The sequence below is a fragment of the Noviherbaspirillum pedocola genome (assembly GCF_016632335.1).
Taxonomy (GTDB): Bacteria; Pseudomonadota; Gammaproteobacteria; order Burkholderiales; family Burkholderiaceae_D; genus Noviherbaspirillum_A; species Noviherbaspirillum_A pedocola.
The window spans coordinates 150,672-175,985 of record NZ_JAEPBG010000005.1; the positions used below are offsets into that span (position 1 = coordinate 150,672).

Here is a 25,314-nt window from a genome sequence, read left to right on the forward strand (position 1 = left end):
CATGGCCGAGGAAGATCAACAGCGCAGTGAAAAGGCCACGCCCTGGAAGCTCGATCAGGCGCGCAAGAAAGGCAGCGTGCCGAAGGGCATGGATCTGAACGCCTTCGCAGCGTTGAGCGTGTTGACCGTTTTCCTCTATTTCAAGGGACCGCGTCTGCTCGAGACGGGCTCGCGCCTGTTTGCCGCCGCGCTCGAAGTCGCAGCCGGAACTGGTCTCACGCGTGCAGCAGGCGCTTATGCCGTCACCTTGTTTTTCCAGGGCTTGCGCCCCTGGGCGGCAATGTTCGTCGCACTGATTGTCATCGGCATCCTCGCTTCGCTGGCGCAGACCGGGCCGGTATTGAGCTTTCATCCGATCAAGCCAGACTTCACGCGTCTCAACCCGGCCCAGGGCATGAAGCGCTTCTTCAATGTGAAACTGCTGTTCGACAGCCTGCGCGCGGTGCTGAAGGCGGCGCTTCTTTCGACGGTCATCTTTGTTTTTTTGCGTCACGCATTGCCGGATCTGTTGCGCCTGTCGCTCAGCGATGTGCGCAGCTACCCGCTGCAGGCCTTACACCTGTTGCTGCGTCTGCTGTTCTATTGTCTGCTGGCTCTGTTGCCCATCGTGCTTCTCGATATCGCCCTGTCGCGCCGTGACTTCATGAAACGCATGATGATGAGCCATCGCGAAATTCTGGATGAGCACAAACAGCGCGAAGGCGACCCCCGCATCCGCCAGCGTCAGCGCGCGCTGCAGCGCGAAGCGCGGCAGCGCAGCTCCTCCCTACGCAGGGTGAAGGATGCAGACGTGCTGATCACGAACCCGACCCGCTTGGCCATCGCCCTCAAATACGATGCGCCGGGCATGCCTGCGCCGCAGGTGCTGGCCAAAGGCGCCGGTCAGCTCGCGGCGCTCATGCGCGAGATGGCGTGGCGCCATCAGGTTCCGATCGTGCAGAACCGCAAGCTGGCGGCCGCGCTGTTTCGCGGCGCGTCTATCGAGCAGCACATACCAGTGGATTGCTACGCCGATGTCGCGCGCATCCTGATCTGGCTGAGGCTGCGGCGGAAACGATCGGAATCCCCTCGGACTACAGGAGCGCAAGCATGATGTCATCTCTACGCCAGACGCTGGGCCGTCAGGCGGATCTGGTGCTGGTTTTTCTGACGATCGGCATTCTGATCGTGCTGTTTACGCCGATACCTTCGCGTTTGCTCGACTTCCTCATACTCACGAATTTCTCACTGGCGCTCTTGCTATTGCTGCTGACCTTCTACACCGAGTCGCCGGTGCAGTTTTCCACGTTTCCATCGCTGCTTCTGATCGCCACACTGTTCCGGCTGTCGCTGAATGTCGCGGCGACGCGCCTCATCCTCTCCAGCGCCGACGCTGGACGCGTGATCAACACCGTCGGCAGCTATGTGGTCGGCGGCAATTACGTCATTGGCCTGATCGTGTTCCTGATCCTGGTCGTGGTCCAGTACGTCGTCATCACGAACGGCGCGCAACGGGTAGCCGAAGTCGCCGCCCGCTTCACCCTCGACAGCATGCCGGGCCAGCAGATGAGTATCGACGCTGACCTGAACATGGGCTTTATCGACCAGGCTGAAGCACAGCGCCGTCGCAAGAACATCGAGAAGGAAGCAAACTTCTACGGCGCGATGGACGGCGCCAGCAAATTCGTCAAGGGCGACGCGATCGCTGGCATCGTCATATTGATCATCAACATCCTTGGCGGCCTGGCCATCGGCGTCATGCAGGCGGGCATGAAATGGGATGAAGCGCTGCGCACCTACACCCTGCTGACCATAGGCGACGGCATTGTCACCCAGGTGCCGGCGCTGGTGATTGCGCTTGGCACCGGCATCATCGTGACCCGCTCAAGCTCCGACGACAACCTGAGCGCCGAAGTCTATCGTCAACTGTCGCTGTTTCCGCGCACCCTGGGCATCATCATGCTGGCGCTCCTGATCCTGATGTTCCTGCCCGGCCTGCCGGCGCTGCCGCTGCTCGGTCTGATGCTGCTGTTCGGCGTTGCCTGGCGTGTCGCCCGCGCGAAGAAGCCCAGCGAAGCTGCCGACGCCGCCTCTGGCACCGACGCGGGAAGCGCTCCTGCAAGCGAAGATTTGTACGAGATGCTGCCGGTGGATCCGATCGAGGTGCGCATCGGCCAGGAGCTGGTGCCGCTGCTTGGCGACGGCAATGCTGCGCTGATGGAGCGCATCGCCGCATTCCGCAAAGCCTATGCGCTCGAAGCCGGCTTTGTGCTCCCCGCCGTGCGCATACGCGATGAAAGACGCTTGCCGCCAGCGATGTACGACATACAGATTTATGGGAACAGGGTGGCCGAAGGCGAGCTGGTGCCGGGCCGGCTGCTCGGCCTGCGTCCCGGCGGAGAGGGGCATGCGCTGCGCGGCATCGAGACGCGTGATCCCAGTTATGGCTTGCCTGCCGTATGGCTGCTCGAGGAACAGCGTACCGAAGCGCGCCAGGCGGGGTATACCCTGGTCGATCCGGTGACGGTATTCCTGACGCACCTCTCCGAAGTGCTGCGCAAGGGCGCAGCGCTGCTGCTGTCACGGGCCGAAGTCGAGCGCCTGCTCGGCAATATCCGCAAGACCAATACCAGTCTGGTCGAAGAATTGATCCCGGCGACGCTGTCGCTGTCCGAAGTCCAGAAGGTGCTGCAGAATCTGCTGCAGGAAAAGGTATCGATACGCAATCTGGCGCTGATTCTCGAAGTCCTGGCTGACGGCGCGCGCGGCAGTCGCGATCCAGCGCAACTGACCGAGCTGGTGCGGCAGCGTCTCGGCGGCGCCATTTGCCAGAGCCTGCTTGGCAAGGGCAGCGAACTGCAGGTGCTCACGCTCGACCCGACGATAGAGCAGACCGTCGCAGCCAGCCTGCGTGGCGAAAGCGACGGCGCCCGTCTGGTGCTCGAGCCGAAGTATGCCGAGCAGATGATGCATCGCCTCGCCGGTCAGGTCGAGCGCATGGTGAAAAGCAATCTGTTGCCGGTGCTGTTGTGCGCGCCGGAGTTGCGTCGTCATCTACGTGCAATGACCGAGCGCGTGCTGCCGCAACTGTCGATCGTCTCCATGTCGGAAGTACCGCCCCATATCGCACTGCGCGCCTTCGGCATGGTGACCTTATGAGCGTCGACCCCTCCAGCCTTGCCGCAGCGCTGCAGTTGCCAAGTTCCTTGCTTGGTACCGCGCCGCTGCTGCGTTTCCAGGCGGACGGCCGCACGCAGCGATCGCTCGATCTCGGCGAGGTGCTTGCGGCGCGCGTCACCCAGGCATTTCAGGGCGGCCGCTACCTGATCGACATCGGCGGTCAGGAGCGCATCGTTGACAGCACCGTGCCGCTGCGCGTCGGCGACATGCTGCGCGCGCGCGTACTCAGGGTCGGTGAACAGGTGGTGTTGGAAAAACTGGCGGATGTTGTGGCGGGCAGGCGTGAATCCGCGCACGACCCGGCGCAGGCAACGCCGCCGCCATGGCTCGAACGTACCGACAATGACGCCGCGCTGATGCTGTTCCAACAGCATGCCGCGCTGCTTGGCGACATGGAATGGCAAAACCTCGGCGCACAAACTGCCGGTCTTGATCCGTACAACGCGGTACTGTCTGCGCTGACGCTCAAGCGTGCCGGCTTCGCGCTGAATGCAGCGCTGCTGCAGAGCCTGGGGCACGCACTTTCCGGCGCCAGCCTTGTCGCCAGCGGCCAGCAGCTGCTCAACGCAAGCCTTGTTGCCGGCGCGGCCGGTATGACCCAGGCGGCGGTACGGGAGAATGCGCAAACGCTCACGGACGCGATAGACACGCAACTGCATGCAATGTCTCAGGCCCAATTCGGCGCAACAGGAGCCGAAGCCGATTCGTCGGGCGACGGCATGGATGAAGGAGAAAGGGAGCGCTGGGCCTGGATCGCTCAACGCCTGCTGAATGCGCAGCAGCCAGGATCGCTGGCGCACCGAACCATGAGTCTGCCGCTGGCCATTAATGGTCGACTTGTCGAATTCCAGGTGGCGCTATTCGATGTTTCCGCCGACGCGGAATTGCGTCCGGAGTTGCGACAGCGCAGCCTGCGCATCGCGCTTGATCTCGATCAGGTAGGACGCATAGAAATTCTCGCGCGCGTGGTGGACCGCCGTGTTGTGCTCAATGTTCTCGCCGCCAGCGATAGCACGGCCGCGGCGATCGGTGATCAGGATAGTGCGCTCGCACGTGCCCTTGCCAACCTGGGCTGGACAGTGGATGCGGTCAGCTATGAGGTCCGGCCGTCGGCATCCGGCAATGCGCTGATACGTACCGTGATGGAACGGCTGGTCGCCGGCGACAACTTCAATCTGCTGGCCTGATATGAATACTTCACCGCTGCCCCGCGTCGTTGGTCTGGCCTACGACGCCGATAGCGCCGAGGCTTTGCCCAGCATCGTGCTCAAGGCCGCCGGCCCGATTACCGAGGAGCTGCTTGCGCAGACCTTGCGCCGTGATGGGCCACGCATCGTGCGGGATGCAACGCTGCTCGAACAGCTGTATCGGCTGCCGGTCGATGCTGCCATTGATCCATCGTTGTTCGAGCTGGTGGCTGCGTTGCTGGCGCATGTGATTGCAGTGAATGAACGCATCGGGAATGAAAGTCGATCATAAGGAAACGACTGTTGGCGATCAGCTCAACGGTCGCGCGGATCGCAGGTGGAAAGCCAGCGCCAAAGCCGGCTAACAATGAACAACTGAATTAACAAACGTGACGAAATGTTGCTGTAGCGTTTTAAATGCCACCTCGCTGTGCCGTGTTGAGATTCATCAGAGAGCCCGGCGCTAAAGCGCAAACGAACGACACGATTGCCACCTGTCCCATGGAGATGCGAATGCCTGATGGTGCTGCCATCGCCGCCGCAAGTATGTCTCTCGATTCCGAGCGCATCAGAATCATTAGCCAGAATCTCGCCAACATGGCGACCCCGGGTTACAAGCGCGCGTTACCGGTTTCCACCATCCCCCAGCACTTTGCCGAAGCCTTGAATCTCCTCGATCCGGCGATCGGCGCACCGGCAAGTGTGTCGCGCCTGCCCATAGTCGAGCACCAGATCGACTTTCACGATGCGCCAACTCGGCATACCGGAAATTCGCTGGACCTGGCCATCGAAGGCGCAGGCTTCTTCGAACTCAGCGATGCATCCGGGACCTATTACACGCGCCAGGGCAATTTCAGTATCGATGCGACTGGCTTGCTGACTGGCCCCAATGGAGAAACCGTCAGCGGCGTCGGCGGCGACATCCGCCTCGAGTCCGGCGCGGTGCGCATCGACAGGCAGGGCCGCATAGTCGACGGCAGGGACAACCAGCTTGGGCAAATCAAGCTTGTGGGTTTCGACGACGCATCAAGGCTGCAAGCGGTCGGCAATGGCCGCTACAGGCGGGGAAGCGCGCAAATCTCATCCGAGCCTGTCGGCGCAGCACTGCGCCAGGGAATGCTCGAAGCTTCAAACGTGAACAGCGCCTATGAGATGACGAAGCTGCTCGACTCGCTGCGCCACTTCCAGAATGGCGCTCAGGTGCTTCGCGCCTACGACCAAATGGGAGAGAAGGCGCTGACCAGGCTTGGTGAATTCTGAGTTCCCTATGGTCGGAGCATCACGCTGAACTCGTTACATCGACTTTCCATCTAAAGGACGTCACAACATGCCGAACTCCCTGTATATCGGTGCGGCGGGAATGGTTGCCCAGCAGCTCAGCATCGACACCATCGCGAACAATATCGCCAACATCAACACCCCGGGTTACAAGAAGGCGCGCGTGAGCTTCAGGGATGTCTATTACGGTGGACTGGAACGCGCCGGCCTGTCGCCGCAAAGCGATGTGCAAGCCTATGCCGGCATGGGTACGGTTGCCATTCCGCTAGGCAAGGCGTTCGACCAGGGACAGTTGAAGAAGACCGATGCCAGCAGCGACCTGGCCATCAGCGGCGATGGCTTCGTCGAGGTGGTGCTGCCCGATGGCAGTTCGGGATATGTGCGCAGTCCGGTGCTCCAGGCCAATCGTGACGGCATGCTCGCTACCAGCGACGGTTATGTGCTGCATCAGCAGATTGCCGTGCCGAGCGAGGCGTCCGCGCTGCAGATTGACGCGACCGGCAGGGTCAGCGCCAGTCTTGCCGGCGAATCCACGGCTACCGAACTGGGGCAGATCGAACTGGTGCGCTTCATCAATCCATCGGGACTGACGCCATTGGGCGAGAACCTCTACGGAGCCAGTGATAAGGCCGGAGATCCGCTGCGCGGCAAGCCCGGCGATGAAGGCTTCGGCACACTGCTGCAGGGATATAGCGAAGGTTCCAACGTCCAGTTGAACGACGAGATGATCAACATGACTATAACCCAGCACATCTTCAATCTCTGCGCCAAGGTGTTCCAGGCTGGAGATGACATGGAATCCACCGTCAACAGCCTGTTCCGCTGATACGGATTGCCATGCGCTCGCTCGCTTTCTCATTACTGCTGCTGTTGACGATACTGCCGCTGGCGCGCGCCGAGGCAGCGGCATCGTCCTGCACGCTGCAGTTGCATTCGCAGGCGCAAGTCCCCGCTCGAACCGTGACGCTGGATGCGATCGCGTCCATTGCATGCCCGGACGATGGCCGCCTTCGTGCATTGCAGACGCTACGTGTGGCCAGCCTGAATCAGCCTGGCCAACCGCTGCGTCTCACGCCAGCCAGGGTGCGACACGTAATCGACACCGCCTTACCCGCCCTGCGGGGGTCCTACGCGCTGAGTGGTGCCCCGACGGTAGTCGTGTCCTGGAACGCGATGCCATTCGATACCGATGCCCTGCTTGCCTGGTCCGGGAATGCTCTCGCCGACGCGCTGCGGGCACGTGAACCGCAAGCTGATCTGCACCTCGTGCCTATGGCGCGACCGACGGTGCCTGACGCGCTGCCACGTGGCACGGTGTCTTATGCGCTGCGCCCGGTTTCTCAGCCGCTCACTTCGCGCATGCAAGCGCATGTCGACGTCCTCGTCGATGGCAGGCAGGCGGCAACGCTCGTGGCATGGTTCCGCGTGTCGGGAAGCATCCCTGCCTGGCGCATGCGCAGTGCCGCCGCAGCCGGCACGAAGCTGCACGCGGAGTTGCTGAGTGCAGAACGCATCCCGATTGCCGACGAGCCGCTTGCCATGCTGGCTCCGGACACCGTGAGCAATTTTCGCGTGCGGACAAACAAGGAAGCGGGAAGCGTGCTGTATGCGAGCGAATTGACCCCGAAGCGGACGATAGAGCGCGGTGAACAAGTCGCGGTGCACATCGCCCTTGGCGCAGTCGCAGTCGAAGACCGGGCGGTCGCCCTGGGCGAGGGCTTGGCCGGCGGCGAAATACGTTTGCTCAATCCACGCACCCGTGAAATTTATGCGGCCACAGTCCGGCCGGACGGTACGGCCGAGGTGAAATGAGAACCCTTGCCAAGAGATCCATGCACCAGCACATCAACCAGCCCCACTCCGCTCCGGCAGCATACGACGGCCATCGCGCTGCGTTGCGGATGCCGCCAGGCAGAAGGTCGTTCATGCCTAGTCGTTCCAGGCTATATGCCAGCATTTTCAGCTTGGGAATGCTTTGCAGCGCGATGACCCACGCGGATAGCTTGTTCCGGGGCGAATCCGGCTTTCGCTCGCTTACCGGCGACAAACGCGCGTACCGCGTCGGCGACATGCTCACCATCCTCGTCTACGAAAATTCCAGCGCCAGCGCGAACGCCAACACCACGACGGAGAAGAACGGCAGCCTCCTGTTCAAATGGCGCTCGACCAACCGTGCCGAAAACGGCAGTCTGCAGCTCGGTGACGCCTTCGGCGGCAAGGGCCAGATCCAGCGCTCGGGCAAGATGCTTGCACAGCTTTCAGTGACGGTGCGCGAAGTGGATCCGGTATCGGGCCTGCTGACGGTTGCCGGTGATCAGCAATTGCTGGTCAATGACGAAAAGCAGGAAATCAAGCTGGTCGGCAAGGTGCGCCCGATCGACATCATGGACAACAACACGGTGCCCTCGAACCGGCTCGCCGATGCGCGCATCAGCTACATCGGCGACGGCGTGCTGAGCGAGAAGCAGCATCCGGGCATCCTGACGCGCTTGCTGAGCTGGCTGGGGATACTGTGATGCGCGCCTTCCATGCCCTGCTTGCCTGCCTGGCCACCCTGCTGTGTTCAGCCCTCTCCTGCCAGGCGGCCACCGACGCGGTTCGCATCAAGGATATCGGCCGCTTTGGCGGCTGGCGCGACAACATGCTGGTTGGTTATGGCGTAGCCACCGGCCTGGCTGGCACCGGCGATACGCTGCGCAACCGCACTACGCGCCAGTCGATTGCCAATCTGTTGAGCCAGTTCGACATTGTCGTCGGACCGGACCAGGTGCAGAGCCGCAATGTCGCCGCGGTGATGATCACTGCGACCCTGCCGCCGTTTGCCCGTACCGGCGATAAGGTCGACGTGACCGTGACCTCGCTGGGCGATGCCCGCAGCCTCCTCGGCGGCATCCTGTTGCTCACACCGCTCAAGGGTCCGGACGGACGCATCTATGCCTTGGCCCAGGGGCCGCTCTCCATCGGCGGATACAAGTACGACGTCAATGGCAATGTGGTTCAGAAGAATCATCCAACGGTAGGCACGATACCCGGGGGCGCGACCGTTGAAGTCGCTGTTGGCAGCGAAGTCATGCACGCCGGCGCAATGCAATTTTTGCTCGCCGAGCCGGACTACACCACGGCAAACCGGATTGCCACGGCCATCAACGGCGCCGTCGGTCGTCCGGTCGCGGCGGCGGCCGACGCAGGCACGGTCAGCATACAGGTGCCCGAATCCGAGCAGCGCAATCTGGTCGGATTCGTCACCAGAATCGAAAGCGTGCCGGTACAGCCGGACAAGCGTGCGCGCGTCGTGATCAACGAGCGCACCGGTACCGTGATCGCCGGCGCCGATGTCACCATTTCCCGCGTTACTGTCAGCCACGGCGACCTGAGGGTTTCGGTAGTTACCGATTACCTGGTATCGCAGCCCAGCCTGCTCGGCTATGGCTATGCCGGGCCGGGAGTGCGCACTGAGGTCGTGCCGCAGACGCGCGTCAATGTCGCCGAACAAGGCGTCGAGGCAGTGCAGCTGGGAGTGGGCAGCACCGTGGCCGATCTGGTGCAGGCGCTGAACCGCATCAAGGCCAGCCCGCGCGACATGATTGCGATACTCCAGGGAATCAAGGCAGCCGGCGCGCTGCGCGCAGAACTGATCATTCAATAACAGCACATGCACAAGCACATGCCGCCGGCCATGGCGGCGCTTCACAAGGAGGATTAAGGCCCAAATGCCAGCATTCGAACTTCTCTCTTCGCCAGCCTTGCAGGCCAGTCGTCTTGCGCTGGAAGCAGCGCAACTGCGCCAGGTGATCATCGCCGCGAATATCGCCAATGCGAACAACACTGGCTATCTGCCGCGCCGGGTCGACTTCGAAGCACGGCTGCAGGATGCACTTGCCTCAGCCCGGGAAGGCGCTGAACTGCTTAGAGCCGCGCGGCCCATCGTAGCGGCCGAAGCTGCGCCAGTTGCACTCGATCAGCATCTCGCGGCGCAAACGGTCAATGTGGTGCAGTACCAGGCGCTGATCAAGTCAGTCAATGCGCAGCTCGATTTGCTGAACCTGGCCAGCAACGACGGAAGGAAATAGCCATGGATTATCAGGCAAGCTTTGCCATCGGCGCCGCCGGCATGGCCGTCGAGAAGATGCGCGCGGATATCGCATCCCTGAATCTCGCCAACGCCAGCACGACGCGCACCGCCGACGGACGCCTCTATCGTGCCGCGCGCCTGCTCACCACCAGCGCTCCGCTATCCGGCTTCGCGGCTTTCATGGAAGGCGACACGCTGGCGCCGCTGTTGCCGCAGGCGGTCGGTGTAACGACGATTGATACGCCACCACGTCTACTGCATGAACCGGGGCATCCCCATGCCGACGAACGTGGATTCGTCGCCTATCCCGGCATCGACTCGCTCACCGAGACGGTGAACATCATGACTGCCACGCGCAACTACGAGGCCAATCTGCTATCGATCAGCGCCGCCAGGACCATGGCGCTCAAAACGCTGGAGATCGGAGGCAGCCGATGAGCGCAGCCACATCCGCTATTGCGCCCGTTGTCGCCGCGATGCCCGCCCTGTCGGCGCCACAGATGGCGCCAGACGCGGGCGCACCGACCTTTGGCGCCGTGATGGCGGCCGGCATTGCCGAACTGGATCAGACACTGAAGACCGCCGAACGGCAATCAATACGACTGGCATCCGGCCAGGCAGAAAGCTTGCAAGAGGTGGTGCTCGACCAGGAAAACGCGCGCATCGCCTTCCAGTTCGCCACCCAGCTGCGCAACCGCCTGATTGAGGGTTGGCAGGAACTGCAGCGCATGCAGTTATGAATGTCGCCGCACCGAAGAGGAACACCATGCTCGAACCCCTGAAACAGACGCTCAAGTCCCTCGGCAACGGCGCCCGGCTTTTGCTGCTACTCGCCGCTGCCGTGTCTCTGGCTGCAGCGCTGGCCTTCGGATGGAAGCTATTGAGTCCCGATTACCAGGTGCTGTTTTCGGACCTGGACCCTCAGGACGCCGGCGCCATCGTCGCGGAACTTGACCGCATCAAAGTGCCGCACCGGCTTGGCGACGAAGGTCGCACCATACTTGTGGACCGCGATGAGGTGTACCGCACCCGCCTGAAGCTGATGAGCAAGGGCGTCAATCTGCGCGGCACCGTCGGGTTCGAACTGTTTAATGAGTCCGATATCGGCATGACCGAGTTCGCGCAAAAGATCAATTACCAGCGCGCGATGCAGGGTGAACTGGCCCGAACCATCATGGGCCTGGAGGAAGTGCAATCGGCGCGGGTACACCTGGCGTTGCCGGAAACCGGACTACTGCGGCGTGGCGACGGCCAAGGCAAGGCCTCAGTCACCATTACCGCTCGGCCCGGAATGCAATTGCATGCTCCGCAAGTGTTGGGCATACAGCGTCTTGTCGCCGCCGCGGTACCGCAGGTGGAACCCGGCGCGGTGACGGTGACCGATAGCCGCGGCGTGACGCTGAGCGCTGCAAGCGACAACACGGGCGCCGAACGTGGCGGCAGTGGTGATGCAGTGCTCGAGCTCAAGCGCCAGACCGAAGCCTATTTCATTTCCAAGGCCGCGGCAGTGCTGGACCGTGCGGTCGGCCCCGGGCGGGCAATCGTGATGGTGGATGCGATTCTGAATCCGGACATGCTGAAGGTCACCGAGGAAAAGGTGCTGGTCGTCCCAGGCGGCAGTGGCGACGGCGCGGTATTGCGCAGCAAGCAAACGACAATGGCAGACAGCCGTGCGCGAGCGCCGACGACACAGTCTTCCGAAAGCGCGACCGGCGCCGGAAGGGAGACAACGCTCAGCGAAGTCGAATTTCAACACGGCAGGCGCGTGGAGCAGATCGTTTCGGCGCCGGGAGCGATCAAGCGTTTAAGCGTGGGCGTGGTACTGCCGGCAGCGATGTCCGAGGCGCAATCACGCAAGCTGACCGAGGTTGTCTCTATGGCGGTCGGCCTGAACCCGACACGTGGTGATGCCATCGCCGCCTACAGCCTGGAAGCGCTACCGGCCAGCCACGGGGAGGCTGGGGCGGCCGCCGCGACCGGCACGGTCGCACAACTCACCCCGCCACATGCCGATGCTGCTGCAGTAACAGCGACAAAGGCGGCCACACTGAGCGCGGCGCCTTTGGACGCTAAGCCAGTCGCTATCAAGAGTGCGGGCTTGCTGTCAGCGCTTTCCGCAAGCACCACCTGGATGATCACGGGCACAGTTGCTGCCGCGCTGCTACTCGTTTCGCTCGGCCTGGCCATGCGGCGCGGACGCCGCGCGCAAGCGCCGGCAAGGCTCAGCGACCAGGAACGCGCACGCATGCTACGCGAGCTCAATGCCTGGCTCGCTCCCCGTCCTCCCGGAGCCCCGCGATGAATCCGGCCGACAAGCGCATGCGCGAGGCGGCGCTTTCCCTCCATGCCTTGCACTGGCGCGATCGCGAATGGTTGCTGCGTCGCCTGTTACCAGGCATGCGCACCGCAATTCGTTCCTTACTCAAGGAATTGCGGGCCCTGGGTATCGCGCCCGAGGTCGGCTTAGGCGACGTCCCCTGCCCTGACGTGCCAGATACGCTCGAAGGCGCTACGGTACACACCGAGGATGCCGCGATCATCGACGCCGCTTCACCCGCCGATATCCTCAGGCTATTCACGAGTGATGCGCAGGGACGTCTGACGGCGGTCCTGATGCAGGCCCGAGCCTGGCGCTGGCGCCAGGCAGTCTGGGATGCATTGACGCCGCTGCAGAAGAAACACCTCACCGAAGCCATTGCGCAGCCTGCGCATGATCTGCCGCAAGCATGGCGGGGGGCTCTGCTGCATGCGTACGCAGCGCATCTGCGTGCACCACATACCGTAAGGCCGACTCCATGAGCGCCGTGATCAAGGCGGCCAGGGTTGCGGCGACCGGGATACCGCTGCGTGGACATCAGCGTCCCCAGGATCATGCGAAGCTGGCACGGAGCGGCGTCAGATCACCCGCGGCGAACACGATATCGGCCTGTGCCGAGGAAAGCTCCACGACCATGGCGCCGGCCGCGCCCTCCTCCATGCCGAGATCAAGTTCATCGACAACGGCGCACATCGGGCCGGCCAAGGCGACATCCGAGGAAACCGCGACCCAACAGGTCGGAGAATCGCCGAATCGGTTCGACGATAGACATGGCAGGCGAATCAACGATGGGCTTGCGCCCACGGTCCCGGCCAGCTATGCCGAAGGCTATTCTGATGGACACGCAGAAGGCGCGCGCGACGCTTACGGCAAAGGCCATGAGGAAGGACTGGCCGCCGGCCTGGAACAGGGACGCCGCGAAGCCGTCGATGCCGCCGATGCCCGCGAACGCCAGGCTGGATTGCTTGCCGATGCGATCGCCACGGCCAGCGCCAAATGGGAACGCGAACTCGAAGCCGGAGCGATCGAGATCGCCTTTGCCGCGGTACTGCGCATTCTTGGCCAAGCCGCGGGAAGCCGCGACGCCATCGTCGCAATTGTGCGCAAGGTCATGGAAGGAATGACCGAGCGGCGCGCCTTGTCCATCCACTTGTCGCCGTCCGATCATGCCGTGTTGAGCGCCGATACCACGGCACCGATCATGAGCGGCGTTGCGCTGGTGCCCGACGACCGAGTCGAGATCGGCGGCTGCATTATCGAAACCGATGCCGGCAGCCTCGACGCCAGGCTGGAAACCCAGCTTGCCGGCCTGCGCGATCTGCTGCTGTCGCTGCATCGCGCCAGCGGGGAGCAGGAATGAACATGCAGCGCTATGCGCAAGCGGTATCCGGCTGCGAACTGGTGCGTCGCATCGGGCGTGTGACGCGCTTTTACGGCCTGGTGCTGGAAGCTTCCGGTCCGGATGCGTTTCTTGGCGAAGTCTGCGAAGTGCATTCGCGCTCGCATGCGGCGCCGGTGTTGGCCGAGGTGGTCGGCCTGCGTGATGGCACGGTGCTGCTGATGCCTTATGGCGAGCTGCGCGGCATCGGCCTCGGTAGCGAAGTCATTGCGCGCGGACAAAGCTTGCGCGTGCCGGCCGGCGAGGCACTGCTAGGACGCGTCATCGACGCCTTTTGCAAGCCGCTCGATGGCCGACCCGCGCCGCGTACGAGCGCCATGATCAATCTGCACCGCGATGCCATCAATCCGCTCAATCGGCCGCCGATACGCCAGGTACTGGAATCCGGCGTGCGCGCCATCGATACGCTGCTCACCATCGGCAAGGGTCAGCGCATCGGGATCTTCTCCGGAAGCGGCGTAGGCAAGAGCACGCTGCTGGGCATGCTGGCCCGCAATGTGCGCTCGGATGTGAATGTCATTGCATTGGTCGGCGAGCGCGGACGCGAGGTGCGCGAATTTATCGAGCAATCGCTCGGGCCGGCCGGGCTGAAACGCTCGGTGCTGGTGGTGTCGACATCGGAGCAAGCGGCGCTAATGCGTTGCAATGCCGCTTTTGCCGCAACCGCGCTGGCCGAACACTTCCGCGCGCAGGGCGCCGACGTGGCCCTGATCATGGACTCGGTATCACGCTTTGCGATGGCCCAGCGTGAAATCGGCCTGGCCATCGGTGAGCCGCCGACCGCGCGCGGCTACACGCCTTCGGTGTTCGCCAGCCTGCCGCGCTTGCTCGAGCGTTGCGGCACTACCGATGCGGGCTCGATTACCGCGTTTTATACGGTACTGGCCGAGGGTGACGATTTCACTGGCGATCCGATCGTCGATGCAGCGCGCTCGGTGCTGGATGGCCACATCGTGCTCTCGCGTGAACTTGCAGATCAACGCCATTTCCCGGCAATCGACATTCTGAAGAGCATCAGCCGACTGATGCCTCTCCTGAGCACGCCCGGGGAGCAGGAACTGGCGCAGCGAGCAATCCGCACGCTGAATCAACTGACCAGAAGCCGCGACCTCATTGAGATAGGCGCTTACAAGAGCGGCGCCAACGCCGAGCTCGACCGCGCATTGCAACTTGCTCCACGGCTGGAGCGCTTCCTGTGTCAAGGCATGACGGAATCGGTAGCGCGCAGCGATGCACTGCGCGAACTGTCGACCATTTTCGCGGAATCCAAATCATGAGCTTCCATTACCGCTATCCACTGCAGAGTCTCAAGACCTTGCGCAGCCGAGAGCTGGAAACGGCGCAGGCTGCGCTGCAGCTGGCCCTTGCCGAAGTCGATGTCACGCAACGACAGCTCGCAAGCGCAGAGGAGACGATGCGCGAGGTCGAGGCGCTTCTCCGCGAGTTGCAGCGCGACGGCATCCTGGACCTCGACCGGCATCGCCGAACGCGCGATTTCCTGTACCGAACCGGGGCACAGGCGCAAACGCTGCGTGAAGAACTGAATGCGCTGATTGACAAGCGTATCGGCTGCAGCGAAGCCGTCCAGTGCAGCAAGACCGCCTTGCGCAGCCTGGAAAAACACGAGACGAGATTGAGTGCGCGCGCGTTCATCGAATACACCCGCTGCGACCAACGCGCATCGGATGATGGCTGGTTGACGGTCGCCATGCGCAGAAAGCGTGAAACGGAAGGCCGGGCATGAAGACCCTTGCCTATGCGCCGCAGCCTGTCGTCGCCACCGTCGCGCCCGGACCCACCACTGTCGCTGGCGACGCCTTTCGGCGCCTGCTCGATCGTGAGCAAATGGCCGCACTCAATCGCTTTCGTGCAGTGCCGGTCGATACACGCATGGCGTCAGCGAAGGCCAGCAATGCGGAAAGTGACAAGCGCGCCAACTATCCAGCGGATGCGGCGCCGGAAGCGGGGAAATCAGTCGCTTATGCGACAAGCGATATCACGAGCATGCAACGCAACCGATCCCGGTACAGCCCGAGCATGCCGCCTGCCGCTGCCTTGTCGTTGCGATCGACGACTACGCTTCCCAATGGCGCGGCAACGCCAGCCACGCCGCAGCTTGACGCGGCACGCACCGCGCCGGCCACCAACGCTGCTATTGAGATTGCTGAAACCGTGTTGCGCCCAAATGTCGTCGATACCGGCTTTCCCTGGCCATTGCGCAAACTGCATTGCCAACTCGAGGAAGACGGTGTCCACGTCTGGCTGCGCGATCTCACGCAACAACCCGACGACACCGCGCTCGAAGCCAGCATCGTGACACTACGGCGGACGCTGGAAAGCGCCGGCTACCGGCTCGCCGGCTTCACGCTGAATGGCGTCAGGCTGATATGAGCCGCGCTGAGCCGCGTCGAGTTGATCCAACCAAGGGATTCACCGAAACATGCAAGCACGCACGGAGGCAATATGGCAGTCGAAGCAATAGGAGGTTTGTCGGTTTCCAAGAACCAGCCGACCCAGGTCAACAGTCTTGGTCTGGATGACTTTCTGAAAATTCTGCTCACCCAGCTGACCTATCAGGATCCGCTCAAGCCGCTGGACAACCAGGAGTTCATTGCCCAGCTGGCGCAGTTCACATCACTGCAACAAACCACCGAGTTGAACCGCAACACGCAGCAGGGAGTGAGCATTCTCGCCGCGAACCAGGCGGTGAGCCTGATAGGCAGGACCGTGCAGGTGCAGAGTCAGAACAACGACGGTAGCAGCCTCATCGGTCAGGTCACCACACTGCGTTTCAACAACGGCCAGCCGCTGGTGACGGTGCGTGGCAGCGATGGCTCCTATGCCACCGACCTGCCGCTCTCGCAAATCGTGCTGGTTCAATAAGCGGAGGCAGGAATGCTTGATGCAATCTTCATCGCCAATACCGGTCTGCAGGCTTACAGCAAGGGGCTGACGAACATCAGCTCCAATGTCAGCAATCTGAACACGGCCGGCTACAAGCGCTCGGCCCTGCAATTCCAGGACCTGCTCTATAACGAAGGCGCGCTTGCCGGCCGAACCGGCAATGGCGTACAGGCTGGCAAGCCGACTACGATCCGTGCTCAGGGCGAACTGCGGCAGAGCGGCAATCCGACCGACGCCGCCATCGATGGCGCCGGCTATTTCATGCTGCGCAGCGACGGCAAGACCCTGTATACGCGCGATGGCCAATTCGAATTCGATGCCAAGGGCAAGCTGGTCGCGAAACAGTCGAAAACGCCGGTCATGGTGCTCGATGCGACTGGCACACTCGGCGAGCTCGACATCAGTTCCCTGCGCGCCATCGCGGGCACGCCGACGGCGACGATCAAGCTGGATGGCATTCTCTCCACCGGCGACAGCGACAAAAGTCACTCGGTCACCGATGTCAGCGTGGTGAGCAACGCCGGTGTCGTGTCGACGCTATCGATCGTATTCACCGACCAGACCGCGCCTTCGACCAGCGGTGCCGACCATACCTGGGGCTTCGAGATCCGGGATGCCAAGAGCGCCACGGTTGCGAAAGGCACGCTGGCATTCGGCGTCGATGGCTCTCCGGAAGCGGGCTATGACAAGTTCCGCTTCACCTGGAATCCGACCGGAGCCAGCCCGCAGGACATCATGCTCGATTTCGGCGACCCAGGCTCGTTCGCTGGTCTCACCAGCTTCAGCGCCGGCGCCACGTCGACTGCGAAACTGCAATCGGCGGACGGCAAAGCCAGCGGCACGTTCACCGCGAGCAGCTACGACACCGACGGCTCGGTGATGCTGGCCTACAGCAATGGCGAGAAGCGCAATGTCGGCCGCCTGGCGCTGTCCTGGTTCCAGGATGAATCCGGTCTCGTGGCACAGGGCGGCGGATTGTGGCGCGCGCCGGCAGATGCCGCCGCCGTCGCTGGCGCCGCGCAAAGCGCTGTCTTCGGCAAGATCGCCGGCGGCGAAATCGAAGCCTCGAATGTGGACCTGACCCAGCAATTTTCCGAATTGATCGTGGTGCAGCGCGCCTACCAGGCCTGCTCGCAGGTGCAGAGCACCGCCAACGAAATGGCGCAGCAATTGATGGACACGCGGAGGCGAGGTTGAGAGCGCTGCCATGGAAGCTGTATGCATCCCACGAGCTGGATGCGATCGCAGCCAGCCTTGCGCCGCGGGTCCAGGCGTGGGGGGCGGCATGGCTGCCCGGGGTAGACATCCGACTCGCCGTCGACGACAGCCTTGTGCGGGAAAGCCCTCCGGTGCCGCCATCGCTGCTTGCAATGCTTGATGAAGAGAGTGAATCCGCAACCCTCGCGTTTCACGCCAGAGCCATACCCGCGCCCGTGCTGAACGCCGCTGCGTCGGCACTCGGCGCGCCAACCAGCGCATCGGCTGCGCTGCATGCCGAATTACGCAACACCATGGCCAGCCTGGCCTTGCGTGATCTGCTTGCACGGCTGATGGGCCTGCCGCCCGGGTCCGAGCGCAAGCCGGCATTGTTCCGCGAAACTGCCCTTGCTGGGCCAGTCCGGGCGCGCGGCGCTGCTTCACTATGGCTGACGCTGTGGCTGGGACAGGAACCGTGGCTGATCTGGATGGCGCAACCGCCGAACGCGAAGAGTGTCACCGAGCGCAGCGAGGTGCGACCCGAGCCGCTGGCGCCCCGTCTTGAAGCGCTGCAGTCACGTCGGATCCGGCTGCGCGTGGTGGCTGGTGAAGCCAGCCTGCCGCTGTCCGAACTGATGCGCCTTGGCCATGGCGATGTCGTGCTGCTCGATCATCGTATCGATGCCGCGATGCGCTTGGAAAACGCTGCTGGGACCGCGCTAGCAGGTGGCTATCTCGGCCTGAGCGGAGACAAGCCGGTGCTGCAGCTCGACGCCGCTTCCTGAATTTTCAACATTGGAATTGGAAAACCATGACTCCTATCGCTTCCCATCCTGCCCAGGACGCCGATATTCCCGCATCGGGGCAAACCGCCCATGCCGCGCCCATCGAATTGCAACCGGTAACGGAATTGCCCACGAGCGATGGAGCCCTGCTGGCCAAGCGCCTCGACCTGATTGGCGACCTGAAAGTCAGGTTGCGCGCCATCGTTGGCGAGGGCGAGGTCTCGGTCGCGGAATTGTTCAGGCTCAAGGACGGCTCGATCGTGCCTCTCGAAGCCGATACATCGCCAGTCATCGAACTGCAACTTGACGAGCGCGTTGTCGCGCGTGGTGAGCTTGTTGTGGTCGAGGACAAGTTGGGCGTACGCATTACGGAAGTCGGCAGTGTGGGAGCCTGAAATGCCGGGACAATCCGTTGCGCGCGTTTGCCGGCAGCGCTGGCCAGCGCGTGTTGGTGGCGCACTGGTGGCGAACACAACGATGCTGACCAAGGTACTGGCAGCCGACGAGGCGGCGGCCATTCCGTTTCGCGCTCCGGATACAGGCCTGGGACAGCAGGCCGGGCTTGCGATTGGCGTCACCCTGTTGCTGCTGGCGCTGGCCTCGGCGGCACTTCTTGTGCTCAGACGGCGCTTCGCGTTGACAAATTCGTCTGGCGATGGCGCGGCGCTGCGCAGCATTGCCAGTCTGCGCCTGCCGCCCCAGACGCGCATACATGTGATCGCCTATCGCGACCGGGAATGGTTGCTGATTCAGGCAGGTGCCAACCTGCAATGCCTGCCCGCCACTGCGCCCCCGATGGAACACCCGCCGTCATGGGATGCCGAATGAGCGCAACAACTCGCCAAAGCCGGAACCGCGCGAAGACGCCGCACTTGCGATGGTTTGCCGTCACGTTAGCGCTGCTCATCGGCTCTTGCTGCGCCATGCCCGTCATGGCAGCGACAGCGAAGACGACGGCAATCGCGGCGCCCGCGGCCAGCGTGCTGGAACTGCGCATACCCGCATCGCCCACCGGAGGCGATCTGGCGCTGCCGATCCGCATGCTGTTGCTGCTGACCCTGCTCAGCCTGGCGCCGGCGATCCTCATCACGATGACAGCCTTCACCCGTATCGTCGTGGTGCTATCCATGCTCAGGCATGCAATCGGCATGCAGGAGACGCCGCCGAACCAGGTGCTGGTGAGCCTGGCGCTGTTCCTGTCCATCTTTGCGATGATGCCGGTGCTTGCCCACATCAATGACAAGGCTTTGCAGCCCTATACCAAGGGTCAGCTACGGCTGGAGCAGGCGGTGGATATCGCATCTGGCGAGATGCGCGAATTCATGGTGCGGCAGACGCGTGAGGCCGATCTGGCGCTGATGGTCGAACTCGCGCATGCGCAGCCACCGCAGCGCATCGAGGACATCAGCCTGGCGCAGCTGGTGCCCGCCTTCATGCTCGGCGAGCTGCGCAGCGCGTTCCAGATCGGCTTCATGATTTTCCTGCCCTTCGTGATGATTGACCTGGTGGTCTCGAGCGTGCTGATGTCGCTCGGCATGATGATGGTGCCACCGGTGATGATCTCGCTGCCGCTGAAGCTGTTGACCTTCGTGCTGATCGACGGCTGGAATCTGGTCGCACGCTCGCTGTTGGGAAGTTTCCATTAAATGCCGCAATGGATGCGACGCCCGCTGCCGACGAGGAGCGTGAACTCTGGTTGCGCTTCGTCGCCAGCCGCGACCAGGCTTTGCGTCTGCAGATTATCGACGCGCACCTGCCCTTTGCGCGCATGCATGCCGCCCAGATGTATTCCCGGCGTGGCGGACTACCGGCGGAGTTTGCCGATTATCTGCAAACGGCGGTACTTGGCCTGATGGAAGCCGTCGACCGCTTCGACCCCGGACGCGGCATTCCATTCCGGCACTACGCGGTCAGACGCATACGAGGCGCTGTGCTGGATGCGCTGCCATCGCTGAGCGAATTTCATACCCGGGTTCTGACGCCGGGTGGACCGCAAGACCGCTCGGCAAGCTTCGCCGATCGCGTCGAGAGTTTGATCGAGCGCGACGATGACAAGGAAAACCCGCTGTTATCGCTGGAGGAGTTGGCGGACTTCACCGTGGAACTCAGCATCGGCTTCATGCTGGACGACGAGGAAGAAACCAAGGTATCGGCCGACGAAGTCGATCTGAGTGCCTATGAGGATGCAGAGCGCCGGGAACTCGCCAATCTCTTCGCCTGGATGGTGCCCAAGCTTGCGCCCGAGTTGGCGCGCATCGTGCGCTATCACTATTTCTTCGGCATCGACTTTCGAACCATTGCGCAAATGCTCAGCGTTACCCCGGCCAGGGTGTCGCAACTCCACAGCAAGGCGCTGAAAGCATTGCGCAAGCTTTATCAGGACGGCCGGTTTGGCATGTCCGCATGAATTCCATGCCGCCGAGTACGCAGCGCACGGGCCGCCTTTACAGCTTCCCGGCCTTCTTCAGCCGATAGGTCAGGCCGTCGGCGATATCGTTGTGATTGCCGCTCCTGGCGAAGTCAATCGCCGTCATGCCCGCGCCATTCTTCAAGGTCGCGTCGGCTCCTTCGTCGAGCAGCAGCTTGACCGTCATGATGTGACCGCCACGTGAAGCCATCATGATCGGCGTGGTGCCGTTCGGTGATTCCGCATCGATGTAAGCGAAGTGCTCCAGCAGCAGCGACACGATGTCGTTGTGGCCGTTCGCGGCCGCGTAATGCAGCGCGGTCCAGCCGGTCTGGTTGACTTCGGCGCCCTTTTCGATCAGCGCGCGGACTGCATCGAGGTTGCCGCGCCAGGCGGCGATCATCAGCGCGGTGTCGCCATTGCGCGCATGCGCTTCCAGGTTCACGCCGCCTGTATTGAGCAGCACGCGGAACACCTTCATCGAGTCTTCGCGCAGCGCCAGGATCAAGCCGGTGTCGCCGCGCTCGGCTTCGATCGTGTTCGGATCGAAGCCGCGCTTGAGCAGGTCGGCGACCTGGCGGTCGAGATCCAGCTTGACCGCCTTGAAGTAATCGTCATAGGCGCCGGCAAATGCCAGTTCGGGCAGGCAGGCCAGCGCGGCAAGCGCGGTGCCGAGGCGCAGGAAATGGCGGCGCGCGCCGCGATGGATGTCGTTGCTCATGTCAGCGGGCCAGGGAAAAGAGCTGGAAGAAATTTTCGGTGGTTTGCGCGGCGATGCGCTCCAGCGGTTCGCCGCGCAAGGTGGCGATGCATTCGGCGACATGCCGCACATAACCGGGCTCGTTGGTCTTGCCGCGGAATGGCACGGGCGCCAGGTACGGTGAATCGGTTTCGATCAGCATGCGCTCCAGCGGTATGGTCTTTGCCACCTGCTGCAGATCGCGCGCGCTCTTGAAGCTGACGATGCCGGAAAAAGAGATGTAGAAGCCCATGGCGATCGCGGCCTCGGCCACTTCCAGGGACTCGGTGAAACAGTGCATGACGCCAGCCGCGCCACCGGCGTCGGTGCCGGCGCCTTCTTCACGCATGATGCGCAAGGTGTCTTCGGCAGCGGCGCGGGTGTGGATGATCAGCGGTTTGCCGGTCGTGCGAGAAGCGCGGATATGGCGGCGAAAACGCTCGCGCTGCCATTCGAGGTCGCCTTCGAGACGGTAGTAGTCGAGCCCGGTTTCACCGATGGCGACGATGCGCGGATGCGCAGCCAGGCGAACCAGGTCCTCGACCGTCGGTTCGGGCGTATCCGGATAGTCCGGATGCACGCCAACCGAAGCGTAAATATTTGGATACTGCTCGGCGAGCGCGAGCACCTGCGGAAAATCCGGCAGGTCTACCGACACGCACAGCGCGTGGCTGACCCGGTTTTCCTGCATTTTCTGAAAGATTTCCGGCAGGCGTTGCGCCAGCTCCGGGAAATTGATGTGGCAGTGGGAGTCGATAAACATAGCGCGCCATTGTACCCGGATGACGGCAGGCGTTCCGCGACCGCAGAACGGTGCTGAGCGCGGTTCGTCGGCGGTGCGGCTACAGAGTATGGGTAGCGCGCGACGAACCGATGGCCGCGCCGAGGATTTCCTCGATGCGCATCTTCAGCCGCTGGCCGCTTTCATCCGCCGGGAAGTGCACGCCTATACCCTGAGTCTTGCCATTGTTGGCGCCGGCCGGCGTCACCCAGACCACCTTGCCGGCGATCGGATATTTGCTGGCATCGTCCATCAGCGACAGGATGAGGTAGATATCGTCGCCAAGGCGCGCGGTCCTGGCGGTGGGAACGAAGATGCCGCCGTTGGCCAGGAATGGCATGTAGGCGGCATACAGGGCCGCCTTTTCCTTCACGGCCAGCGACAGTACCGAGGGGCGGGCAAGCGGTGCACCGGCGGTTTCTGCCATGGTGGTTCCTATGCAAAGAGTGATGAGTAATCGAGCAGCATGTCTTCGATGAACAGCTTGGCCGACAGCGGATGCTCTGCGATCGCACGCCGTTCCGCTGCGCTTTTCTGTGCCGCCAGCAGTCGGTCGGCGCCGGCGCGGGCCGCAAGCGCCTCGAGCTGGCTGCGGTACTTTGGATAATAACGGACGCTGCCGGAAAACTTTACAGAAAACAAGTCGTACAGCCAGCGCTGGAGCGTAGCCACCAGTTCCACCGGGGCGATTTTCTGCAGCCGGTCCGCCACGCGCAACGGCGATTCCGCTTCCGGCCGCGCCAGGTGTGCCAGCAATGCGTCGATGCCCTCGCGCGATCCACCCTGTGCCGCGTCCAGTGCGGCCAGCGGCGCACCGCCAGCCTCCGCGAGCCAGGTCGTGCCATCGTCCACGCCCTGCTCGGCAAGCCAGCGTTCGGCCGCATCGCGCGGCGGCATAGTCAGCGCAATCTGGCGGCAGCGGGAAAGAATGGTCGGCAGCAGCCGGTCAGGCCGGTGCGATACCAGCAGAAATACGGTTCCCGGCGGCGGCTCTTCCAAAGTCTTCAGCAGCGAATTGGCCGAAACCGTATTCAGCGCCTCGGCTGGATACAGCAGCACCACGCGCCGGCCGCTGCGATGCGTCGACACATTCATGAAATCGGACAGGGCGCGTATCTGCTCAATGCGGATTTCGCGCGACGGCGTCTTGCTGGTCTTGCCGCCCTTTTCAGCCTTGTCCGCTTCGCCTTCCTCGCCAGCGTCGCCCTCCTCGAGCGCTTCCGGCCGCACCCGGCGGTAATCCGGATGCGCATACTGCGCGAACCAGCCGCAGGCGGCGCAGGCATCGCAGGGTTGACCATCCTGCAATGGCGCCTCGCACAGCAGCGCCTGCGCAAGCCGCTCGGCGAAGGCGGTCTTGCCGATGCCCTGCGGTCCGTGCAGCAGCACCGCGTGCGGCATGCGCTCACGCATTGCCGCCATGCGCGCCCAGGCGTCGGCCTGCCAGGGAAAGATTGCGCCGCTCATGCCCGCGCGAACTCGCGAATGAGGCCGTCGATCAGCGCATTGACCTCGGCGACCGGCCGGATCGTCTCGATGATGCGGAAGCGCTGCGGGAATTGCTGCGCGCGGCGGTGGTATTCGTCGCGGGTCGCTGCGAAAAAGTCTGCCTTTTCCTGCTCGAAGCGGTCGAGGTTGCGCGAGCGCGCCAGCCGCTCGCGCGCCACTTCCAGCGGCACATCGAACAGCAGCGTCAGATCCGGTTGCAGATGCGGATGCACCCAGGCTTCCAGGGCTTCGAGCTTGGCGCGTTCGAGCTTGCGGCCGCCGCCCTGGTAGGCGAAGGTGGCGTCGGTGAAGCGGTCGCAGACGACCCAATCGCCGCGCGCCAGCGCCGGCTCGATCACCTGCGCCAGATGCTCGCGCCGCGAGGCGAACATCAGGAGCGCCTCGGTCTCGAGATGCATGTTTTCCGACAGCAGCAGTTCGCGCAGTTTTTCACCCAGGGGCGTACCTCCCGGCTCGCGAGTGGTGACTACCGTGTGCCCGAGGTCGTGCAGCAGCGAAGCGACGAAGGAGATATGCGTGGACTTGCCGGCGCCGTCGATGCCTTCGAAGGTAATGAATTTGCCTCGGCTCATGGGGCTCCTGGAATGCTTAGCGTTGGTATTTGTTGACCGCCCGGTTATGGTCGGACAGCGTGTTGGAGAATTCGCTGCTGCCGTCGCCGCGCGCCACGAAATACAGCGCATCGGTACGGGCCGGATTCAGCGCCGCAGCGATCGATGCCGCGCCCGGCAGCGCGATCGGCGTCGGCGGCAGGCCGGCGCGCAGGTAGGTATTGTAGGGGCTGTCGGTCTGCAGATCGCGCTTTCGGATGTTGCCCTGATAGCGCTCGCCCATGCCGTAGATCACGCTCGGATCCGTCTGCAGCAGCATGCCTTGCCTGAGCCGGTTCACGAACACGCCGGCGACCAGTTCGCGGTCAGCCTTGTGACCGGTTTCCTTTTCGATCAGCGAAGCCATCGTCAGCGCCTCGTAGGGCGTGCGGTACGGCAAATCGGGCGCGCGTGCGGCCCAAGCATCCTCCAGCCGCTTCATCAGCAGCGCGTGCGCTTGCCGGTAGATCTGCAAATCGCTGGCGCCGCGGGCGAACAGATAGGTATCGGGAAAGAACAGGCCCTCGGGCTTGCTGTAGCCGGGCGCGACCTTGGTCAGCAATTCCTCGTCGGAAAGCGCCGCAGAATCGTGCTTGAGCATCGGGTTGGCGGCGATCGCCTCGCGCATCTGGCGGAAGGTCCAGCCTTCGATGACCACCAGTGCATGCTGCGCGAACTCACCGCGTGCCAGTTGCTCGACCAGGCGCCGCGGCGTGGCGCCGGGAGCGAGCTCATAACTGCCGGCCTTGAGCCGGCCGCCCTTGCCCGAGGTGCGGGCCAGCAGTTCGAGCAGAAAAGGCTGCACCGGCACGCCGGCCTTGGCGATCTGCTCGGTCGCGCCGCGCACGCCGCTGCCGGGAGCCACGCCGAAGGGAATCGGCTCCGCATTTTTCGGAATGATGGGCTGCATCGCCCAGAACTGGAATGCGCCGACGGCAATCGCTGCCAGCATGCATACCGCGATCAAAAACTTTTTCACTGCTTCCTTGC

General features: G+C 63.1%; 31 protein-coding genes. 25 read left to right on the forward strand and 6 right to left on the reverse strand.

The genetic code is table 11. The annotated features are described in order from the left end of the window. The first annotated feature begins 1 nt into the window (after nucleotide 1). From JJB74_RS13770 to JJB74_RS13890, 25 genes are all read left to right on the forward strand, one after another. Nucleotides 2-1,093 carry an EscU/YscU/HrcU family type III secretion system export apparatus switch protein gene (locus tag JJB74_RS13770; RefSeq protein ID WP_200592460.1) on the forward strand — a complete coding sequence of 364 codons (1,092 nt, stop codon included), beginning with the start codon at nucleotides 2-4 and terminating at the stop codon, nucleotides 1,091-1,093. Continuing rightward, entirely contained in the window at nucleotides 1,090-3,138 is a 2,049-nt protein-coding gene (gene flhA / locus JJB74_RS13775; RefSeq protein WP_234484171.1) for a flagellar biosynthesis protein FlhA, read from the forward strand. Before JJB74_RS13770 ends, flhA begins: the two co-directional genes overlap by 4 nt. Continuing rightward, nucleotides 3,135-4,346: a flagellar hook-length control protein FliK gene (locus JJB74_RS13780; RefSeq protein WP_200592461.1), complete on the forward strand. Its 1,212-nt coding sequence runs from the start codon at nucleotides 3,135-3,137 to the stop codon at nucleotides 4,344-4,346. Before flhA ends, JJB74_RS13780 begins: the two co-directional genes overlap by 4 nt. A 1-nt stretch (nucleotide 4,347) precedes the next feature. Further along, nucleotides 4,348-4,638, forward strand: a complete 291-nt coding sequence (locus JJB74_RS13785) for a hypothetical protein (RefSeq protein WP_200592462.1) — start codon at nucleotides 4,348-4,350, stop codon at nucleotides 4,636-4,638. Between the two features lie 221 nt (nucleotides 4,639-4,859). Further along, nucleotides 4,860-5,606, forward strand: coding sequence for a flagellar hook-basal body protein (locus JJB74_RS13790; RefSeq protein ID WP_200592463.1), 747 nt, complete (start codon nucleotides 4,860-4,862; stop codon nucleotides 5,604-5,606). A 67-nt stretch (nucleotides 5,607-5,673) separates the two neighbouring features. Then, nucleotides 5,674-6,450: a flagellar hook-basal body protein gene (locus JJB74_RS13795; RefSeq protein WP_200592464.1), complete on the forward strand. Its 777-nt coding sequence runs from the start codon at nucleotides 5,674-5,676 to the stop codon at nucleotides 6,448-6,450. 11 nt (nucleotides 6,451-6,461) lie between these two features. Then, complete coding sequence (flgA, locus tag JJB74_RS13800) at nucleotides 6,462-7,436, forward strand: flagellar basal body P-ring formation chaperone FlgA (protein WP_200592465.1); 975 nt, start codon at nucleotides 6,462-6,464, stop codon at nucleotides 7,434-7,436. Between the two features lie 173 nt (nucleotides 7,437-7,609). Next, nucleotides 7,610-8,140, forward strand: a complete 531-nt coding sequence (locus tag JJB74_RS13805) for a flagellar basal body L-ring protein FlgH (RefSeq protein ID WP_200592466.1) — start codon at nucleotides 7,610-7,612, stop codon at nucleotides 8,138-8,140. Continuing rightward, complete coding sequence (locus JJB74_RS13810) at nucleotides 8,140-9,270, forward strand: flagellar basal body P-ring protein FlgI (protein ID WP_200592467.1); 1,131 nt, start codon at nucleotides 8,140-8,142, stop codon at nucleotides 9,268-9,270. The genes JJB74_RS13805 and JJB74_RS13810 overlap by 1 nt, the downstream gene beginning before the upstream one ends. Before the next feature lie 64 nt (nucleotides 9,271-9,334). Beyond that, nucleotides 9,335-9,694 carry a flagellar basal body protein gene (locus tag JJB74_RS13815; protein WP_200592468.1) on the forward strand — a complete coding sequence of 120 codons (360 nt, stop codon included), beginning with the start codon at nucleotides 9,335-9,337 and terminating at the stop codon, nucleotides 9,692-9,694. 2 nt (nucleotides 9,695-9,696) lie between these two features. Beyond that, nucleotides 9,697-10,134, forward strand: a complete 438-nt coding sequence (flgC, locus tag JJB74_RS13820) for a flagellar basal body rod protein FlgC (protein ID WP_200592469.1) — start codon at nucleotides 9,697-9,699, stop codon at nucleotides 10,132-10,134. Then, nucleotides 10,131-10,436, forward strand: a complete 306-nt coding sequence (locus JJB74_RS13825) for a flagellar hook-basal body complex protein FliE (RefSeq protein WP_200592470.1) — start codon at nucleotides 10,131-10,133, stop codon at nucleotides 10,434-10,436. The genes flgC and JJB74_RS13825 overlap by 4 nt, the downstream gene beginning before the upstream one ends. 26 nt (nucleotides 10,437-10,462) lie before the next feature. Further along, the gene (gene fliF / locus JJB74_RS13830; RefSeq protein ID WP_200592471.1) at nucleotides 10,463-11,998 is read left to right on the forward strand and encodes a flagellar basal-body MS-ring/collar protein FliF; all 1,536 of its coding nucleotides are present in this window, start codon (nucleotides 10,463-10,465) and stop codon (nucleotides 11,996-11,998) included. Then, entirely contained in the window at nucleotides 11,995-12,495 is a 501-nt protein-coding gene (locus tag JJB74_RS13835; protein WP_200592472.1) for a hypothetical protein, read from the forward strand. Before fliF ends, JJB74_RS13835 begins: the two co-directional genes overlap by 4 nt. Then, nucleotides 12,492-13,373: a FliH/SctL family protein gene (locus JJB74_RS13840; RefSeq protein WP_200592473.1), complete on the forward strand. Its 882-nt coding sequence runs from the start codon at nucleotides 12,492-12,494 to the stop codon at nucleotides 13,371-13,373. The genes JJB74_RS13835 and JJB74_RS13840 overlap by 4 nt, the downstream gene beginning before the upstream one ends. Then, complete coding sequence (locus tag JJB74_RS13845; RefSeq protein ID WP_200592474.1) at nucleotides 13,370-14,689, forward strand: FliI/YscN family ATPase; 1,320 nt, start codon at nucleotides 13,370-13,372, stop codon at nucleotides 14,687-14,689. The genes JJB74_RS13840 and JJB74_RS13845 overlap by 4 nt, the downstream gene beginning before the upstream one ends. Continuing rightward, nucleotides 14,686-15,156, forward strand: coding sequence for a hypothetical protein (locus JJB74_RS13850; RefSeq protein WP_200592475.1), 471 nt, complete (start codon nucleotides 14,686-14,688; stop codon nucleotides 15,154-15,156). Before JJB74_RS13845 ends, JJB74_RS13850 begins: the two co-directional genes overlap by 4 nt. After that, nucleotides 15,153-15,803, forward strand: a complete 651-nt coding sequence (locus JJB74_RS13855; RefSeq protein ID WP_200592476.1) for a hypothetical protein — start codon at nucleotides 15,153-15,155, stop codon at nucleotides 15,801-15,803. Before JJB74_RS13850 ends, JJB74_RS13855 begins: the two co-directional genes overlap by 4 nt. Before the next feature lie 72 nt (nucleotides 15,804-15,875). Continuing rightward, a complete protein-coding gene (locus tag JJB74_RS13860) occupies nucleotides 15,876-16,295 on the forward strand; it encodes a flagellar hook capping FlgD N-terminal domain-containing protein (protein ID WP_200592477.1) in 420 nt (139 codons plus the stop codon). 12 nt (nucleotides 16,296-16,307) lie between these two features. After that, nucleotides 16,308-17,513, forward strand: coding sequence for a flagellar hook-basal body complex protein (locus tag JJB74_RS13865; protein WP_200592478.1), 1,206 nt, complete (start codon nucleotides 16,308-16,310; stop codon nucleotides 17,511-17,513). Next, on the forward strand, nucleotides 17,510-18,298 hold the full coding sequence (locus tag JJB74_RS13870; RefSeq protein ID WP_200592479.1) for a FliM/FliN family flagellar motor switch protein: 789 nt from the start codon (nucleotides 17,510-17,512) through the stop codon (nucleotides 18,296-18,298). Before JJB74_RS13865 ends, JJB74_RS13870 begins: the two co-directional genes overlap by 4 nt. A gap of 26 nt (nucleotides 18,299-18,324) precedes the next feature. After that, the gene (locus tag JJB74_RS13875; RefSeq protein WP_200592480.1) at nucleotides 18,325-18,693 is read left to right on the forward strand and encodes a FliM/FliN family flagellar motor switch protein; all 369 of its coding nucleotides are present in this window, start codon (nucleotides 18,325-18,327) and stop codon (nucleotides 18,691-18,693) included. 1 nt (nucleotide 18,694) lies between these two features. Then, nucleotides 18,695-19,126 carry a hypothetical protein gene (locus JJB74_RS13880; protein WP_200592481.1) on the forward strand — a complete coding sequence of 144 codons (432 nt, stop codon included), beginning with the start codon at nucleotides 18,695-18,697 and terminating at the stop codon, nucleotides 19,124-19,126. Between the two features lie 104 nt (nucleotides 19,127-19,230). After that, on the forward strand, nucleotides 19,231-19,944 hold the full coding sequence (gene fliP / locus JJB74_RS13885; protein WP_234484172.1) for a flagellar type III secretion system pore protein FliP: 714 nt from the start codon (nucleotides 19,231-19,233) through the stop codon (nucleotides 19,942-19,944). An 8-nt stretch (nucleotides 19,945-19,952) separates the two neighbouring features. After that, complete coding sequence (locus JJB74_RS13890) at nucleotides 19,953-20,705, forward strand: sigma-70 family RNA polymerase sigma factor (RefSeq protein WP_200592482.1); 753 nt, start codon at nucleotides 19,953-19,955, stop codon at nucleotides 20,703-20,705. A gap of 37 nt (nucleotides 20,706-20,742) precedes the next feature. Here JJB74_RS13890 and JJB74_RS13895 read toward each other — a convergent pair whose 3' ends face one another. From JJB74_RS13895 to mltG, 6 genes are all read right to left on the reverse strand, one after another. Then, nucleotides 20,743-21,426 (reverse strand): ankyrin repeat domain-containing protein, encoded by a 684-nt coding sequence (locus JJB74_RS13895; RefSeq protein WP_200592483.1) that lies wholly within the window; start codon nucleotides 21,424-21,426, stop codon nucleotides 20,743-20,745. Nucleotide 21,427: 1 nt separating this feature from the next. Beyond that, nucleotides 21,428-22,207 (reverse strand): TatD family hydrolase, encoded by a 780-nt coding sequence (locus JJB74_RS13900; protein WP_200592484.1) that lies wholly within the window; start codon nucleotides 22,205-22,207, stop codon nucleotides 21,428-21,430. Between the two features lie 79 nt (nucleotides 22,208-22,286). Continuing rightward, nucleotides 22,287-22,652 carry a PilZ domain-containing protein gene (locus JJB74_RS13905; RefSeq protein ID WP_200592485.1) on the reverse strand — a complete coding sequence of 122 codons (366 nt, stop codon included), beginning with the start codon at nucleotides 22,650-22,652 and terminating at the stop codon, nucleotides 22,287-22,289. Between the two features lie 8 nt (nucleotides 22,653-22,660). Continuing rightward, the gene (locus tag JJB74_RS13910; protein ID WP_200592486.1) at nucleotides 22,661-23,692 is read right to left on the reverse strand and encodes a DNA polymerase III subunit delta'; all 1,032 of its coding nucleotides are present in this window, start codon (nucleotides 23,690-23,692) and stop codon (nucleotides 22,661-22,663) included. Further along, on the reverse strand, nucleotides 23,689-24,306 hold the full coding sequence (tmk, locus tag JJB74_RS13915) for a dTMP kinase (RefSeq protein WP_200592487.1): 618 nt from the start codon (nucleotides 24,304-24,306) through the stop codon (nucleotides 23,689-23,691). Before tmk ends, JJB74_RS13910 begins: the two co-directional genes overlap by 4 nt. 16 nt (nucleotides 24,307-24,322) lie before the next feature. Continuing rightward, entirely contained in the window at nucleotides 24,323-25,303 is a 981-nt protein-coding gene (gene mltG / locus JJB74_RS13920; RefSeq protein ID WP_200592488.1) for an endolytic transglycosylase MltG, read from the reverse strand. Between the last annotated feature and the right edge of the window lie 11 nt (nucleotides 25,304-25,314).